This window comes from Aeromonas sp. s7(2024) (genome assembly GCF_040907825.1).
Lineage (GTDB): Bacteria > Pseudomonadota > Gammaproteobacteria > Enterobacterales > Aeromonadaceae > Aeromonas > Aeromonas veronii.
The window spans coordinates 146,527-162,033 of sequence record NZ_JBFOCM010000037.1 but is presented as its reverse complement, the minus strand read 5'-3'; the positions used below and the strand labels follow the sequence as shown (position 1 = coordinate 162,033).

The window sequence follows — 15,507 nt, the reverse complement described above, 5'->3', positions numbered from 1 at the left end:
CGATACAAGAAGGGTCACCAGTAAAGGTGAAGCACTACTATATGGAGTCGACCAATCGCTGCTTTAGCTGAAGTACGCATTGTTTGTGCAACTGACAAACCCGGGATTCGGTTAATCCCAGCACCAGCGCGATCTCTTTCATGTTGAGCTCTTGCTGGTAATAGAGGGAAAGCAATAACTGCTCGCGTTTATCCAGAGTGGCCAACACCTTGCTGATGGTCATCGCCATATCGACATCATCAGACTCGGTTGTTGGCGCCTTGCCGCCATTCTCCAGCCACTCTTCTAGGCTCTGCAGTGCTTCAGCCTGGCTGGCGTAGGACAACTGACGCACCTCATCCACCGAACAGTCGAGCGCAGTAGCAAGTTCTTGTTCTGAGGGGGGTCGGCCCAAACAATTGTGCAGTTCACGCTGCACCTGATTATGGCCATGCACCTGCTGTCGCAGCTGACGGGGTCGCCAGTCCAGACGGCGCAACTCATCGAGCATGGCACCACGGATCCGTTTGAAAGCATAACTTTCAAACTGGGCATCTGGCTCGCTGCCATAACGGCGCCACGCCTCCAGCAATCCCATCATTCCCACCTGTTCCATGTCCTCCTGATCAAAACAGGCACTGACCTGGCTGCGCAGATGGCTGGCAGCTCGCTTCACCAAGGGCAGATAGCGAGCAAGAATGGCGGGCTCTCCCGTGCGAGGAAGTTGCGGAGTATCGGCAAACTCTTGTTGAGCATCCCAAACGGAATCAGTCATATCGTGGCTACTGTACCAGCACCTTGGTTATCAGCACTTCATCCAGATAGGGCTTGTAGCCATATCCCTGTACCGTAGTGACCAGTTTGTCGCGCAGAGAGACCTGCAACTTGGAAATATTCTGCAGCTCGACTTTTACGTCATCATGGGAGCGGTGGCTGAAATACTGCACCATGGCATTGCGGATCAGTGGTGTCAGTTCATCCAGCTTGGCAACCTGCGCCGGGTTGTAGGTCACCAGTGCCAGCTCCAGCACCAGATAATGGGACTGTTCACCCCCTTCCAGACTGATGACAAAGCGCTCCATCGGCTTGAACAGCGGAGTGCTGCTCAGCTCGGGCTTTGGCTCTGCCAATCCGAGCCAGACTTCGACCACATCGCGCTTAAGCCATGCGCCATAGGCCAGTATGGCCAACAGACACAGAGCCATGACGAATATCATCAACCACTTCATGACACGCCGCATAATGTAAAACCACCCTCGTTATTACGGGTTAAAAATCAGACCAGTGTATTGAGCCAGTCGTGCACCGTATCCCATTGGGAGTCCGGATCATCCTGCCACTGGCGGCGGCCAGCCAGGATCTTCTCCTGTTGCCACCGCTCCTGCTGTCCCTGTTCGCCGCCCTGTCCCACATTGACCTCGACCCCGCCGGCATGATGGGGCGCCAGGCTCATGCGCAAGCGCTCCATCGACTGGATCATCGCATCACGCACCGCCGGATTGGTCACGTTCAACTGGACATTGAGCCGGTCACCATCGAGCTTGACGGTCAACTCCAGTCGCCCCAGCTCTGGCGGGTCCAGCCGGATATGAGCCTGTTTCACCTGTTGATTGACCTGCAGTTCAACCTTGTCCTGAAGCAGGTTAACCAGCTGCTGTCCCCACTGGCTCTGGTTGTCTGACAACCGGACAGGAGCCCACTGATAGTCGGCAGGACGCGGCGGTACAGCAGCGAGTTGGCCGACTGCCAGCTGGCGAGCATCTGGCAACCTGTTTTCTATCGCAGCGGTATCAGGCACATTTCCAGCATCGAGACCAGCGGCCATAATCGGCAAGGTGAAGCGGCCGGGCAATACACCGGTTTGCCCATTTGATTTGGCAAGCAACGTAGAGAGCGTCTGTTCTGCAGCAGCAGAGACCATTTCACGACGCGGCATCACTTCTTGCTCGGGCAGCGTGGTCGCACTCCCCATCAAGGCACGAAGAGAGGGCGGCAATTTGTTATCCACCAGCGGCTGGCAACTTTTTTCTCTGTCCACTCTGACAAGCTCACCACCACTATGACTCTCGCCTCTGGCTTGAACGTTGCTTAAACGAAAACCATCAAGATCGGCATCACTCACTCTGACAAAGAGAGGAGGCATATTGGTAAACGCTTGCAGCTGTTCAGCCGGATCGCCTTCCGCCCCCGGCTGTTCGATCTCTTTTTCTGTTTCCGCAACATCGCTGGCTGCCAGCTCGGGCAAGGGCAATGCAACCAGAGGATCCGCCACCTCATCCAGCGGTTGATATAACTCCCCTTCACTACCGGCTTGGCCGGACAAACGGTTCAAGGCCGTGACATCAGGCGAATACGCAGCGTCAAAACCGCTAAATTGAATCAATCCCATTGCTCTGTCTCACCGTAGGCGGTCAAACCTTCACGAATCGAAGAAAGCTGCTGCCACTCCTGTTTACGAACCTGGGTCTCCTGCTCGCAGAGTTGCAATGCCTGTCGATACAAAATTCGGGCTTTATCTCTTGCTGGTTGCAACGCAGTCCAGAGTTGGGGATTGCGGCTAACTTGAGAGACAAATTGTGCGAAACGCCCATCGGTTAGCCTGACTGCATCCCACTGGCCAGCTTGCGCTTGTTGCAGCAAGAGCGTACCCAACCCCAATAACTGACGCTGGCGAGTCTGCAGTTCGGTCTCACGCAACACGGGAGCAATACCTGACATGACGAGCCCCAAAAAGAAGATGAACCAGCCCACAAGCAAGGAGTGGGCCAGACCGAGAACCAAGAAATTTCAATATGTTGGGGGTAAGGAAGAACGGAGAGGAAGGAAGTACTACTTCCGCATTAACGAGGATGACGCGCCATTGCTTCCCAACCCTCTTTCAGCTCTTGCAGGATTTTGCGCACTTCGGCGAACCCCTCAACATTGTTGGAAACGCTGATTTCGAACAATTTTTGACCGCAGTAGTCATAAAGACGATGCAGATTGACCGCCAGTTCGCCCCCCTTATTCATATCAAGCGCACTGTCCAGCCCACCCAGGATCTGCAGACACTTGTTGATGGCCAACCCTTTGCGCTCAAACTGTTTCGCCAAGATATGCCCTTCTGCTCTGGCTATCTCATCAAGCAAGCCATCCATCAACATCAGCACCAGCTGATATGGATCGGCACTCGCGGCCTTGGCTTCTGTGGCGGCAAATCGATAGGCATCATAGCCATCTTCAGATTCAAACATGGGTCACTCGCTATTGCAGGTTCAAACCAGTTCATCCAGGGGAAAAGCTTACAGTGCTCCCATGGTCTGCATCATCTGGTTCATGGTGGTGAATTGATTGAGGTAACGCTTGTAAACAGATTCCATCCGTTTATTCAGCGACTCCATTTTATCATCAAGTCGCTTTTGATTGGCTTCCAATGTGCTCTTGCGAGTGGCCATCACACCATTGGTCTTGGAGAAAGGATCGAGCACCTTGCTCATCCGCTTGAGCAAACCGTCATCCCCCATCAGCGCCTTGCCGAGCAGTTCAGGGTCCTTCTCAAGCGATTTTTTGAAATCAGAGTCACTAAACACCAGCTTGCCCGACTTCTCGGTTTTGATACCAAGCTGAGTCAGGGTCATGCCTGCAGGCAGATTGCGAACCGCGTTGGCCAGCGCACCTTTCAAACCTCGCACCGTAGCATCAGAAGCCAGTACGCCTTTTGCCTTGATATCGGTGGATGTCTCTTTGTTCAGCAGATCCAGCAGTTCGTTATAGCTATCAACAAATTTCTTCAATGAGCCGGTGACGGCTTCATTGTCATAAGCCACTGTCACCTGCATCGGACCATCGGTTGGTTTTTGCACCTTGGTGAGATCCAGCGTCAGCCCTTCAACTACGTTTTCAATTTTGTTGGTCGGCGACTTGATCTCCAGCGCACCGTCACCAACCCCCATCTTGATGATGGAGTCCTGACCCGGGGTGATCACCTTGCCATCGATAAAAGCCTTACCGAACGCTGAAGCCGGGTCGCCATCATAGGTGGGGGTAAACACCTTGGCTACTCCGCTCTCTTTGCTGGTCAGCACCAGGTTAACCTTGCCATCCGTGCGGATCAGGCTTGCCTTGACCCCAGGGTTATCCGCCGAATCATTTATCGCAGAAACCAGACTCTGGGCTGTCGCCCCCGCAGGCAAGGTCGCCAAGTCGATAGCAAACGCCTTGCCATCAAGGGTGAACGACACTTTGCCGGTGGTTGGCAATAGCGCCTTTTCATCTGCCAGTTGCACCCCGAACTGATGGGCCTGTGCAAGTTGCTTGACCTCAAAGTTATATTGCCCCGGGGTCGCCTTGCCATTGCTGGTGACCGTCATGATCCCCTCTTGTGAGAGGCTGGCTTTCTGGGCCTGCAACGCCGCCGGCTTGTTCAAATCTTTCAGCAGAGTCTGAAAGCTGGAGAGTTTGGAGTTAATGGATGACAGCGAACTCTGCTGCGCCTTGACATTGGCTAGCTGCCCCTTGAGCAGCTTGTCCATGTTCTTGCGCTCATTGGTCACCATATTCATCGCGGCTGAAGCGGGATCGACCTGCATATATCAACTCCTTCGGTATCAGGGCAAGACTTGCTTGTTGAAAAAGGCTGTTTCGCCAGCACTTTTCAACCGGCAAGGGAAAGGAAAGAGGCCGCCACACAGGTAGCGGCCCTTATAGCGATTAACGCAGCAGACCGGTGACCATACCAGTCATCTGGTTTGCCTGACCCAGCACAGACATGCCAGCTTGCATCAGCATCTGGTTCTTGGTCATGTTGGTGCTTTCGGTGGCGAAATCGGCATCCATGATACGGCCCTTGGCGATATCGGTGTTCTCTTTCATGTTGGAGAGGTTGTTAACGGTGTGCTCCAGACGGTTGATATTGGCACCGAAAGCGGAACGTACGCTGGTGATATCCTGCATAAAGGATTCCAGCTCACCGATGGCCTTCTGGGCGTGTTCCTGGCTCTGCAGACCATATTTCAGGGTGCCAGAGTCCAAACCGGAGCCAGCGGTCATGGCAGCAGCAGAGACCGTATTCAACGCTTTCTGCTTGTCTTCAACCGCGATCTGGGCAGTAACTACTTCCGCATTTTTAGCGTCGGCTAATCCTTTTGCATCTTCCCAAGTTTTCTTGTTAGTGGCATTGGTCGTATCGGCATCATAGATTCGCTTGGCATCATCTTCCTTTTTCTTCAGAGGTGCATATTCACCCTGCTTGTCCTGCAGCGTAGTCTGAGCAGTTGTCAGGTCATTTTCCGGACTAGTCATTGCAGCAAAAGCCGCAGTATCTGTTGCGCTCATGGCGGCACCACCGACAACCTTCTTCAGGGTTTCACCAATATCTACGGTAAGTGTTTCTTTATCAGTGCCGCCAATCTGGAAAGTCACCTTACCCTTGGCAAATTTGCCATTGGTGCTATCCAGCAGGTTTTCACCACCGAAGGTGGTATTGCCGGCGATATTTTTCAGCTCTTTGGTCAGCTCGCCAAATTCGGCGTTCATGGCGGCGATATCTTTATCGCTGCTGGTACCGTTGGCGGCCTGGGTAGCCAGATCCTTCATGCGCTGAACGATATTGGTCATCTCGTCCATGGCACCTTCGGCAGTCTGCATCATGGAGATGGCATCCTGGGCGTTGCGCATCCCCACTTTCTGGCTGTTGGACTGGGATTGCAGACGGGTAGCAATTTGCAGACCAGCGGCATCGTCAGCAGCAGAGTTGATGCGCATACCGGTACCCAGACGCTGCATGGCAGTGCTGGCCAGCTTGTTGGTTGAAGCCAGCTGATTCTGGGTGACCATGGCGGCAAAGTTGGTGTGGATTGACAGACTCATTTTCGTTTCCTCGAAATAGATGCTGCCACAGGCAGCGTTTGGGTTGACCCCAATGAAGAACGACCACAGCGTCGTGAAAATTAAATCTTTTTTTGCTGAACGGCAGTTTCTCTTGGCCCCCCCGTTCAGTACTCAACAATGTTCTCGCAAGCAGATCGCTTCGTCACAGGCACAAGAGGGCATCACAGAGATAAAAAAACCGCACAAGTCAGCTTGTGCGGTTTTTTAACGATGAGACAGGTCAGCGCTATCAAGTGAGTAACGCAACCACCCCTTGCCGAGTGACGTTGGCCTGCGCCAGCAGACCGGACATGGTGCCCATATAGCCGCCTTGTGAGAGGCGGGCGGCCAGAGAGGATTGCAACTGTGCCAGCTCCTCCTGTTTCAGGTTCTGACTGCGAGCCTTGACCTTGTCCAGTTGCAGCACCATCTTCTGGCGAAACTGTTTCAACTCCCGAACCGATTGCTCAATCTCGCCAAGTACTTTTTGCAGCCGCTGCCGCTCCTGACGGATCTCCCCTTTGGCAATCCCTTCGGCCATGTGAGTCAGCGCTCCGGCCCTGGGCTTGAACTGCACCGGGATCGGGTTGCCTGCCGGGATACGAATCCCCTCGCCCCGGATCAGTACCGGCTCATCCAGTTTGCGACGATGAGGTTCCGCGACAGAGAGCTCCAGCTTGCCCAACTCATTCAGCCGAGCCCGGATATGCTCTTTACGCAGCGCCCGATCGAGTATGGTTGCGACCTCCCCCTCTCGTGCTCCGGCCGGGATGGTCACCTCCACCGCACTACTGCTTTGGGGGAAAGAAAACACCAGTCGCTCAGTGCTATTTTTGGCGCTTAATAAATCCAGATGCTCGGCACTGAACCGGGTGCGCAGTTCCTGAGGTGACGCAAGAAGTCTGGGCTTGAGCTCGTCAGTCAAAGGGCCTCTTGGTTGGGTGACTTTCTCTTCCAGCATTTTTAAGCGGTTGGCAACGTCACTGCTGGCCAGCTCACGCTGACCCAACTGGCGTTCCAGCCGCTTCAATTCACCCCAAACCTGATTGAGTGCCTGTTCCCCACCCTGAGCATGGGCAATGCGCTGTTGCGCTGCGCCGATCAGGGCCCATCTGTCCATCCGGATAATATTGGGGTGGCGCTCGTTCTGCTTTCGATTTTCCGGAGTGTGAGCCTGTGCAGTTGCGCGGCCCTGCAACTTGGGCTTTGCCTGCGCCTCGGCAACGCCCCCAAGACGGGTTTGCTGGATCTGCATCATGACTCCTCTGCTCGTTACGGCATGTAGTTGAACAGGCTAAGGCCATTAACCTTGGCAAAAGCTTGCTGTTGCACCTGCAATGCCATCAGGACATGGGCCTGTCGGGTCGCGGCCTCGGCATAATCCAGCGACTCTATCTGGTTGCTCACTTCCTTGCTATAGACACCTTTCTCGGCATGGCTCTCGTCAATCTGATCCAGCAGATTGATCCGGGCACCAATCGTGCTCACCGCCTGGCTGATACTATCTTGCAGCATCTGGCTGCGGCCGAGCATGGCTCGGGCTTGATCGACGGCGTCAGGTGCTGCGTCATTAATTGCCGTCACCATGCTATCGAGTCGTTTGAAAAAATCGTCAGGCTTCAGAAACAGCTGGTCAGCCGTCTGGTTCAAGCCCACAGTGACGCCGTTTGCAATACTGACCTCACGCACCAGATTGTCCCCCTGGTAGCTGTAGTCACCACTCGCCTGCTTTACCAATGCAGTCTGATCAACCTTGCTACCGGTAAAGAGGCTGGAGCCACTCTCGTTACGCGCATTGGCCAGATCCAGCAGACCATCCTTGATAATGGCGACCTCGCTGGCTACCGCTTTACGATCCGCATCCGACAAAGAGCCTGTTGCAGCTGTCTGGGTCAACTCCCGCAACCGCATCAGCATGTTGGTCATGGTTTCAAACTGCAGTTCCCCTTGAGAGAGCTGGCTCTTGGCGTTGGCAATATTTTTCTGGTACTGCGCCATTGCCACCTGCTCTTTCTGCAAGCCCAGCAGTTGCACACTACCAACAGGATCATCAGAGGGCTGAAGAATGCGTTTTTGCGTGGAGATTTGGCGATCAAGCCGGGCATATTCACCGAAGCCATGCTGCAAGTTGTCTAGCATGCTGAGCTGGATCTGGTTGGTACTGATGCGCATGGTCACCCTCCTCAGAACATATTCAGAATGGAATTGAAGAGTTGTTCCGAGGTGCTGATCACCTTGGCATTGGCCTGATAAGCCTTGGTGTAAGCCATCACTTTCACCCCTTCCTCATCGGTATTCACCCCGCTGACACTGCTCAGCTTGGCCGCCATCTGTTTTTCCATATTGGCATCGGCCTGCATGCTCGCTTTCGCCTGCCCGCTCTGCACCGCCATCTTGCCAAGCAGGGCACTATAGGCATCGTATTGGCCATTTTTTATCGTCAGCAGGTCCTGCAGGTTGCGGTTATCGCCCTTGCCACCACCGGCCTTGGCAAAAGCCAGGTCGTCTCCGGTAAAACCATCAGCCACCCGCAATGTTCCCAACGCATTGATGTAGTTACCATGGATATCTTTTGTTTCGTCAAAAGCGAATAGCCGTTTCCCGGTTACTCCATGAAGGTCAAAACCACCGGCCTGTTTATCATTGAAATCCTTTGCGAGCTTGCCCGCTATCTGATTCAGCGCCTCTCTGGTCGGTCGCAATACTGTGGTGCGATAATCCATCACACCCGCCAGCGAACCACCGTGCAATTTAGGAACTTCAAACGTCTGACCACCGAAAGCGAGGCTGAGTTTATCGCCAGCAAGCGCGAGAGTACTGCTGCTTCCCCCCAACACCAGCGGCTGTCCTTGCGGCAGGCTGATCGCGAAAGCGCCGTCACTCTGACGATTTACCCGCACTTCCATATAGGTCGACAACTCACGAACAACCTGTTCGCGACTATCTTCCAGCGCTGAGGTATTGACTCCCTTGGCTGCTTGATCGCCAATCTGGACATTCAATTCGGCCAGTTGTGACAGGTAGCTGTTCACTTGGGAAACAGTGCTGCTCAACTGATCGTCGATCTGTTTTTCCTGGGTAACCAGGCTCTCGTCCAGCTGGGTAAAGCGGTTGGCGAGCGCCCCAGCCGAGCTGACGATCTGGCTGCGCTGTGCCGGGGTTTCCGGACTGTCGAGCGCAGCACTGAGCGAGGCAAAAAAGCTGTCGAGCCCTTTTGCGATATTCATCGACTCACTGCCCAGCAACTGCTCTGTCGTATTGATGTACTGATGAAAGGCATAAGAAGAACCGGTGGCCGAACGGCTACGCCAGTGTTGAGCAACCAGATAGTCATCCGTTACCCTGCGTACCCCTGTCACCTCGACACCGGCACCATTATCCAACCGCCCGAAACCGGACAGACTGCCCATCATGGCTTCCTGACGGCTATACCCGATGGTATTAACGTTCGCGATATTCTGGGCGGTCAGGTTCAATGCAATCTGGGCTGCATTTAGTCCGCTGGCGCCGATATTGAGCAGTGACATCAGTCAACCTTCTTCATTTTTACCGAGTTGAGAGGCTGGCTGAACGCAGCCAGGGTCTGCTGCTCTGAAGCGACCACCCCGTCCGGATTCTTTAATGACGGAGCCAGCTGGTTGACCATCTGCTCCCGCAGACCGATGCCACCACGTTTGACCATGCTCATCGCCAACTGGCTGTCATACATATCGCGATAGAGGGATTGCCCCTTGATAATCTTGTCGTCCTCATCCTGCAGGGCATCCGTCGCCGAGCGCATATGTTTGAGCACGGTTTGCAGAAAACTGACTTCAAACTGACCGGCTGCAGCATCCAGCGCGGCACGCTGATCCGGGTTGCTTTTGATTTGCTGCAATTCATTGAGATCCTGATAAAAACCGGGATCCGAGCTAATTCTGGTCATGATAGTCCTTAGATAACCACCAGCTCACCTTCGAGGGCGCCAGCCTCATTGAGCGCTTGCAAGATGGCCATGACATCATCGGGGGTTGCCCCGAGTGAATTGACAGCCTTGACGATCACTTCCAAGGAAGTGCCATCCGGCCAGACAAACATGTTGTTACGTTCCCGATCGACCTGGATCTTGGAGTTGGGGGTCGTGGTGGTCTGCCCATTGGAGAAGGCGTTGGGCTGACTGACCGTCTGACTCTCGCCAATGGTCACCGTCAGACTGCCATGACTGACGGCAGCTTTGTGAACCTTGACCCCCTGCCCCATCACCACAGTACCGGTTCGACTGTTGAAGACCACCTTCGGCCGCTCCTGACCCGGATCCACCTTTATATCTTCCAACAGTGCCATAAACGCGATGCGCTGACTCTCGTCCCTGGGAGCAGCAACCTGAACCCGCCCGGCACTCACCGCGCGGGCAACCGGCCCCAGCTGATGGTTGATGGCTCGCTCCACATTGCGCGCGGTCTTGAAGTTGGGTTGGTGCAGATTGAGAGTCACTTCCGGCTTTTCGGCAAAATTGCTTACCACCTCTCGCTCGATGGTGGCGCCATTGGGGATAATCCCGGCTGTCGGCACGTTAATCGTGACCGATGAACCGGATTGCCCTTCCGCTTTCACCCCGGCGACAACCAGATTGCCCTGCGCCACGGCATAGACTTCACCGTCGATACCACGCAGGGGGGTCAGCAACAGAGAACCGCCACGCAGACTCTTGGCATCACCAATGGAAGTCACGGTTACATCGAGCAACTGCCCCTTGCCAGCCAAGGCTGGTAGCGTGGCTTGGACCGAAACGGCTGCCACGTTCTTGAGCTTGGGATCGAGATCGTCCGGTAACTGCACGCCAAACTGCTTGAGCATGTTGGCCATGGATTGGCCGGTAAATTTGACCTGGCTTTTGTCACCGGTCCCGGAGAGACCGACCACCAGACCATAACCCACCAGCTGGTTGGTTCTCAGCCCCTGCACATCGGCAATATCCAGCAAGGCTCGTTTGGCCGGTGCGGCAGCCTGACTAACCCAGGGCAAGCAGAGACACAGCAGGGCGATAAACCATCTGTTCATGTGATTCCTCAAAATGGCGCAAACGCCGAGCTAAAGAAGCGGCCCAGCCACCCCATCTGGTTACTGTCTGCAAGGGCTCCACGACCGGCATAGGTGATGCGGGCATCGGCAATGCGCTGGGACGAGATACGGTTGCTCTGATCAATATCCTCGACCCGCACCATACCGCCCAAGCGGATATACTCATCCCCCTGATTGAGGCGGATCCACTTTTCACCGCGGATCCCCAACACACCGTTGGGCATCACTTCCGCGACAGTCACGGTTATGGAACCTGCCAGGGTATTTTGCTGGCTGGAGGTCGCACCGCCATCAAAATCCCGATCCGCACTGAGGGCGGCCCCCCAGTCGGGGCGCAGTTTACCGCCAATAGAGGGTGCCGGCACATTCATGCTGCTGTTTTTGCTCATGCTGGTATTGGCTTTCTTGCTCGACTGGGTACGCTCTTCCAGCACCACGGTGAGAATGTCACCAACACGGTAAGCACGCCGATCCTGAAAAAGGGTCATCATGTAGTTGCCACGATAGAGGCCACCATCTTCGCCCTGCGCAGTCGCGGTCACCTTGGGACGGGATGGTGCCCATTTCTCGTCACCCGGCTCGGGTGCCTGCAGCTCATAGGTGGCACAGCCGCCCAGCAACAATACCAACCAGATATAACGCAGCATCGACTTCATCATTACAGTGCCTGAGTGACAAACTTGAGCATCTGGTCGGCGGAAGAGACCACCTTGGCATTCATCTCGTAAGCCCGCTGAGTCGTGATCATGTCGACCATCTCCTCGACCACGTTCACGTTGGAGCTCTCCAGCGTGAATTGCTTGACAGCCCCCATCGCCTCTTCACCCGGTACACCTTCAATGGGCTCACCGGACGCGCCGGTTGCACGGTAGAGGTTGCCACCAAGCGCTTCCAGACCGGCCGGGTTGGAGAAGTTGGTCAGGGTGATACGGCCCAGCTCGACGTTCTCTTGCTGACCGGGCAAAGATGCACTGACGGTACCATCCGTACCAATGGAGATCTTGGTGGCGTTATCGGGGATCTGGATCTGCGGCACCATGGGCAAACCATCCGCGTTAACCAGCAGCCCCTCGGCATTGCGATGCCATTGGCCATTACGGGTATAGGCCGTCTCACCATCCGGGCGCTCGACGCCGAAGAAACCGGCACCAACCACCGCCATATCCAGCTCCTGGTTGGTATTCTCGAATTTTCCCTCAGTAAAAACTTTTTGGGTACCCACCACCCGCACACCATTACCCATCTGAATGCCGATAGGCGCCAGATTCTGCTGATCTTGCTGAGCACCCGGCTGGCGCTGCACCTGATAAAAGAGATCTTCAAACGCCACTCGATCGCGCTTGAAACCGACCGTGTTCACGTTAGCCAGGTTGTTGGAGATACTGGCCATCTTGGCATCTTGTGCCGACAGACCTGTTTTACTGACCCATAATGCTGCGTGCATTGTTATTCCACCTTGTTCATCAAGCCCAATCCATAAAGGAGTGGCCAGATACCGGACATCAGCCCGATACCGTCAATCTCAACCCTGACCGGAAATCAATTTGGCCCCTTGACGAGCCTGATCATCCGCCGCTTTCATCAACTTGACCTGCAGTTCGAAATTGCGGGTCAATGACATACTGCTGACCAGCTCTTCCACGGCATTGACGTTGGCCCCTTCCAGAAAGCCGGATGCCATTACCACCTGCTCGCTACTTTCGGCATCCCCCCCCTGGCGCATCCGGAACAGGCCATCGTGGCCTTTTACCAGCTCAGCCGGATCAGGATTGACCAGCTTCAGGCGGCCAACATCGAGCCGGGCGCCACCACCCGGAGGAGTGATGCTCAGGGTGCCATCCTTGCCGAAACTGATGTCACGATAAGCGGGCAGCACCAGCTCGCCACCCTCCCCCAGCACCGGCCGACCATTGAGGGTCAACAGCCCGTCGGCATCGGCCTCCAGATTACCAGCGCGGGTATAAGCCTCTTTGCCATCAGGCGTCTGCACCGCCAGAAAACCCTCGCCACGAATCGCCACATCCAGCTTGCGACCGGTCTGCATCAGAGGGCCAGCTTTGAAGTTGGTACCTGCCATCTCTTCTCGGGCCATTACCCGGCTCTGGTAACCATCGCCCGTCAGGGCATAAGCAGAAACCCGCTCAAAGTCAGCCCGAAAACCGGCGGTATTGACGTTGGCCAGGTTATTGGCCCGGATTTGCTGGGCCATCAGGGTATGCTGCGCCCCGGACATGGCGGTGTAGATAAGCTTTTCCACGGGTTACCCTTAGAAGGAATTGAACAGAACCTGGGTCATCTTGTCAGCGGAACTGATGGTCTTGGCGTTGGCCTGATAGTTACGCTGAGAAGTCATCAGGCTTACCAGTTCACCGGTCAGATCCACGTTTGAGCTCTCATAGGCCCCGGCGGTCAGCTTGCCCATGGTGCCGGTTCCCGGTGCGCCCAATACCGGCTGGCCGGAACTGAACGACTGTTGCCAAGTGGTGTTGTTGGTCTGCAGCAGACCATTGGGATTGGTGAAGTTCGCCATCACGACCTGGCCCTGCAACAGGCTCTGACCGTTGGTAAAGGTGGCATAGACACCGCCATCGGCATCAACCCGTACACCGGTCAGGTCACCTGCGGTATAACCGTTGGATTGGTTGCGAGTTGCGTTGAAGTCAGAGGCATACTGGCTGACACGCCCCATGTCCAGCTTAAGTGATATTTCTGTAGCGCCATCCGGCTTCAGAACGAGATTAGGAAATGGTTTTGACTCCAATGTACCGTTTTTATTGAATACCATCTTATTAACTACCCCATCCTCCCGTTTACCGTTGAAGGAGTAATGCACATCCCACTCATTAGGGGCTGTTTTGACAAAATACTGGGTCAAGGTATGTTCTGTGCCCAGAGAGTCATAAACCTTACTGGACTGTGAATAACTGAAAGTTTCCGATTTCTTAGGATCAAAATCGTAAGGTGGTTTGGTATCAATCTCTGTGGCATTAGCCTTCAGGTTTGCCACAAACTCCAGCTTGTCTGATGGCTTGGCTGGCAGGCTGCCCGCCTTGACCTGAATATCCCCGACCACACCGGATTGCAGTTTGCCGGCGTCATCCGTGGTATAACCCTGCAGACGGGTACCACTCGCCGTGGTCAGGTAGTTACCGCTATCACGCTGGAACATGCCCGCTCTGGTGTAGGAGGTTTGTCCGCTGCCATCTTTCAGCACGAAGAAACCACTGCCAGAAATCGCCAGATCCAACCCGCGCCCGGTGCGCATCACATCACCGTTGCGATCAAAGTTCTGGGAGACGTTGTTCATCTCGACACCGCCAGCCTGACCACCACCATAGATGGCAGCAAACTCGGCACGGCTGGATTTGAAGCCTGCGGTACTGGCGTTAGCAACGTTGTTACTGATAACGCTCAATTCCTGGTTTACGGCGCGCAGGCCGCTCAATCCGATACTGAAAGACACAGTGTCGCTCCTCTCTGATTACGCTGATTTGCCGAACTGGATTGCACTGAAGAGCGGGACATCGCCCACACCGGCAACCTGCAGCATGATTTCTCCCGTACCGGGCAAGGCAACACGTTCCACCTTGCTCGCCACATAATTTTTGGCCCCCACCAGGGTCTTGCCTGCCGAGGCCTTGACCTCAAAGCGGTACTCCCCGGCTGGAAGAGGGGGCAATTCATAATCCAGCCCACCCGCCTTGCTGTCACCCCAGCTCTTGCTCGCTACCAGCACGCCATGCTGGTCATATACCTTGAGATCCACCTGTTCCGCCGCACCTTGCAACTCTATCTGACCGCGGATTTTGTGCTCTTGCTGCTGCTTGAGGGTTTTGCTAGGCACCATGACCTCTTTGTCGACCAAAGCGGTACTCTGCAACACCTGCTGGGTATCCATCTTGGTATTGCTCTGGAGCTGGAGCTTCTTCAGCCCTTCGACCCCTTCAACCATGCTGAACTGGGCAAGCTGAGCCACGTACTGGGCACCATCAAGCGGGTTGGTGGGATCCTGGTTCTGGATCTGCGCCACCATCATCTGCAGAAATTCATTGCGCAGTTGCATGCCACCATTTTGGTTGGCTTGCACATCCTGAGCAGCACCGCTGCCATTGCTGGCGATCTTGGGATCGGTATTGGTCTGTGTTGTACCGCGCGCCGTATCCAGGCTACTGATCTGTGGCAAACTCATGACTTAGACTCCCTGACCAAGACGCAACAGCCCCTGTTGCATGCTGTTAATGCGGTTGATCACCTCCACCGAGGTTTCAAAACCACGAGAGGCGCTCATCATGTCAGCCATCTCTTCCACCACGTTGACGTTGGAGTAGTAGACAAAACCATCCTGATCGGCCATCGGGTTGGTCGGCTCCAGCCGTTTCTCTACCTGACGGTCGGACTGCACGATACCCGCCACTTGCACCGATGCAGCGCCGAGGCCATCGGCATCCTGAATCTTCTGATAGAGAGTGGAAAAAACCGGCTTGATGGCTCGAAACGCGGCGTCTTCACTGGCGGCCGCGCTATCCACGTTGGCCAGGTTGGAGGCAACGGTATCCAGCCGCACGGTCTGGGCTCGCATGGCACTGCCGGCGATGTCATAAATCTTGTTAAACGACATGG

At 55.0% G+C, this 15,507-nt stretch carries 18 protein-coding genes; all 18 read right to left on the bottom strand.

The window, feature by feature from the left end; translation table 11 throughout:
• Positions 1–37: 37 nt before the first annotated feature.
• Positions 38–754, bottom strand: a complete 717-nt coding sequence (gene lafS / locus AB5Y73_RS17405) for a lateral flagellar system RNA polymerase sigma factor LafS (RefSeq protein WP_106843499.1) — start codon at positions 752–754, stop codon at positions 38–40.
• Positions 755–761: 7 nt separating this feature from the next.
• The gene (gene lafF / locus AB5Y73_RS17400; RefSeq protein ID WP_269428984.1) at positions 762–1,184 is read right to left on the bottom strand and encodes a lateral flagellar basal body-associated protein LafF; all 423 of its coding nucleotides are present in this window, start codon (positions 1,182–1,184) and stop codon (positions 762–764) included.
• A gap of 71 nt (positions 1,185–1,255) precedes the next feature.
• Positions 1,256–2,311 (bottom strand): flagellar hook-length control protein FliK, encoded by a 1,056-nt coding sequence (locus tag AB5Y73_RS17395; RefSeq protein WP_320661223.1) that lies wholly within the window; start codon positions 2,309–2,311, stop codon positions 1,256–1,258.
• Positions 2,312–2,358: 47 nt separating this feature from the next.
• Entirely contained in the window at positions 2,359–2,760 is a 402-nt protein-coding gene (locus AB5Y73_RS17390) for a LafX (RefSeq protein ID WP_231560925.1), read from the bottom strand.
• A 59-nt stretch (positions 2,761–2,819) separates the two neighbouring features.
• The gene (gene lafC / locus AB5Y73_RS17385) at positions 2,820–3,212 is read right to left on the bottom strand and encodes a lateral flagellar export chaperone LafC (RefSeq protein WP_005336195.1); all 393 of its coding nucleotides are present in this window, start codon (positions 3,210–3,212) and stop codon (positions 2,820–2,822) included.
• 48 nt (positions 3,213–3,260) lie between these two features.
• Positions 3,261–4,547, bottom strand: a complete 1,287-nt coding sequence (gene lafB / locus AB5Y73_RS17380) for a lateral flagellar capping protein LafB (protein ID WP_201907820.1) — start codon at positions 4,545–4,547, stop codon at positions 3,261–3,263.
• 121 nt (positions 4,548–4,668) lie between these two features.
• Positions 4,669–5,826 (bottom strand): flagellin, encoded by a 1,158-nt coding sequence (locus AB5Y73_RS17375; protein ID WP_088868315.1) that lies wholly within the window; start codon positions 5,824–5,826, stop codon positions 4,669–4,671.
• 250 nt (positions 5,827–6,076) lie between these two features.
• Positions 6,077–7,084 carry a hypothetical protein gene (locus AB5Y73_RS17370; protein ID WP_234829625.1) on the bottom strand — a complete coding sequence of 336 codons (1,008 nt, stop codon included), beginning with the start codon at positions 7,082–7,084 and terminating at the stop codon, positions 6,077–6,079.
• 14 nt (positions 7,085–7,098) lie between these two features.
• Complete coding sequence (gene lfgL / locus AB5Y73_RS17365; protein ID WP_201905132.1) at positions 7,099–7,998, bottom strand: lateral flagellar hook-associated protein LfgL; 900 nt, start codon at positions 7,996–7,998, stop codon at positions 7,099–7,101.
• A gap of 11 nt (positions 7,999–8,009) precedes the next feature.
• Positions 8,010–9,353 (bottom strand): lateral flagellar hook-associated protein LfgK, encoded by a 1,344-nt coding sequence (lfgK, locus tag AB5Y73_RS17360; protein WP_047438681.1) that lies wholly within the window; start codon positions 9,351–9,353, stop codon positions 8,010–8,012.
• A complete protein-coding gene (locus tag AB5Y73_RS17355; RefSeq protein ID WP_019444809.1) occupies positions 9,353–9,751 on the bottom strand; it encodes a rod-binding protein in 399 nt (132 codons plus the stop codon). Before AB5Y73_RS17355 ends, lfgK begins: the two co-directional genes overlap by 1 nt.
• An 8-nt stretch (positions 9,752–9,759) precedes the next feature.
• Positions 9,760–10,866 (bottom strand): lateral flagellar basal body P-ring FlgIL, encoded by a 1,107-nt coding sequence (gene fgIL, locus AB5Y73_RS17350; protein ID WP_047438683.1) that lies wholly within the window; start codon positions 10,864–10,866, stop codon positions 9,760–9,762.
• A gap of 8 nt (positions 10,867–10,874) precedes the next feature.
• Positions 10,875–11,546 carry a flagellar basal body L-ring protein FlgH gene (gene flgH / locus AB5Y73_RS17345; RefSeq protein ID WP_040068881.1) on the bottom strand — a complete coding sequence of 224 codons (672 nt, stop codon included), beginning with the start codon at positions 11,544–11,546 and terminating at the stop codon, positions 10,875–10,877.
• Positions 11,546–12,331 carry a lateral flagellar basal-body rod protein LfgG gene (gene lfgG / locus AB5Y73_RS17340; RefSeq protein WP_265781769.1) on the bottom strand — a complete coding sequence of 262 codons (786 nt, stop codon included), beginning with the start codon at positions 12,329–12,331 and terminating at the stop codon, positions 11,546–11,548. The genes flgH and lfgG overlap by 1 nt, the downstream gene beginning before the upstream one ends.
• Before the next feature lie 78 nt (positions 12,332–12,409).
• A complete protein-coding gene (gene lfgF, locus AB5Y73_RS17335; RefSeq protein ID WP_265781768.1) occupies positions 12,410–13,144 on the bottom strand; it encodes a lateral flagellar basal-body rod protein LfgF in 735 nt (244 codons plus the stop codon).
• 9 nt (positions 13,145–13,153) lie between these two features.
• Positions 13,154–14,350 carry a lateral flagellar hook protein FlgEL gene (flgEL, locus tag AB5Y73_RS17330; RefSeq protein ID WP_265781767.1) on the bottom strand — a complete coding sequence of 399 codons (1,197 nt, stop codon included), beginning with the start codon at positions 14,348–14,350 and terminating at the stop codon, positions 13,154–13,156.
• 18 nt (positions 14,351–14,368) lie between these two features.
• Positions 14,369–15,076 (bottom strand): flagellar hook assembly protein FlgD, encoded by a 708-nt coding sequence (locus AB5Y73_RS17325; protein ID WP_279499385.1) that lies wholly within the window; start codon positions 15,074–15,076, stop codon positions 14,369–14,371.
• 3 nt (positions 15,077–15,079) lie between these two features.
• Entirely contained in the window at positions 15,080–15,505 is a 426-nt protein-coding gene (gene flgCL / locus AB5Y73_RS17320; RefSeq protein ID WP_040068871.1) for a lateral flagellar basal body rod protein FlgCL, read from the bottom strand.
• Positions 15,506–15,507: the final 2 nt, after the last annotated feature.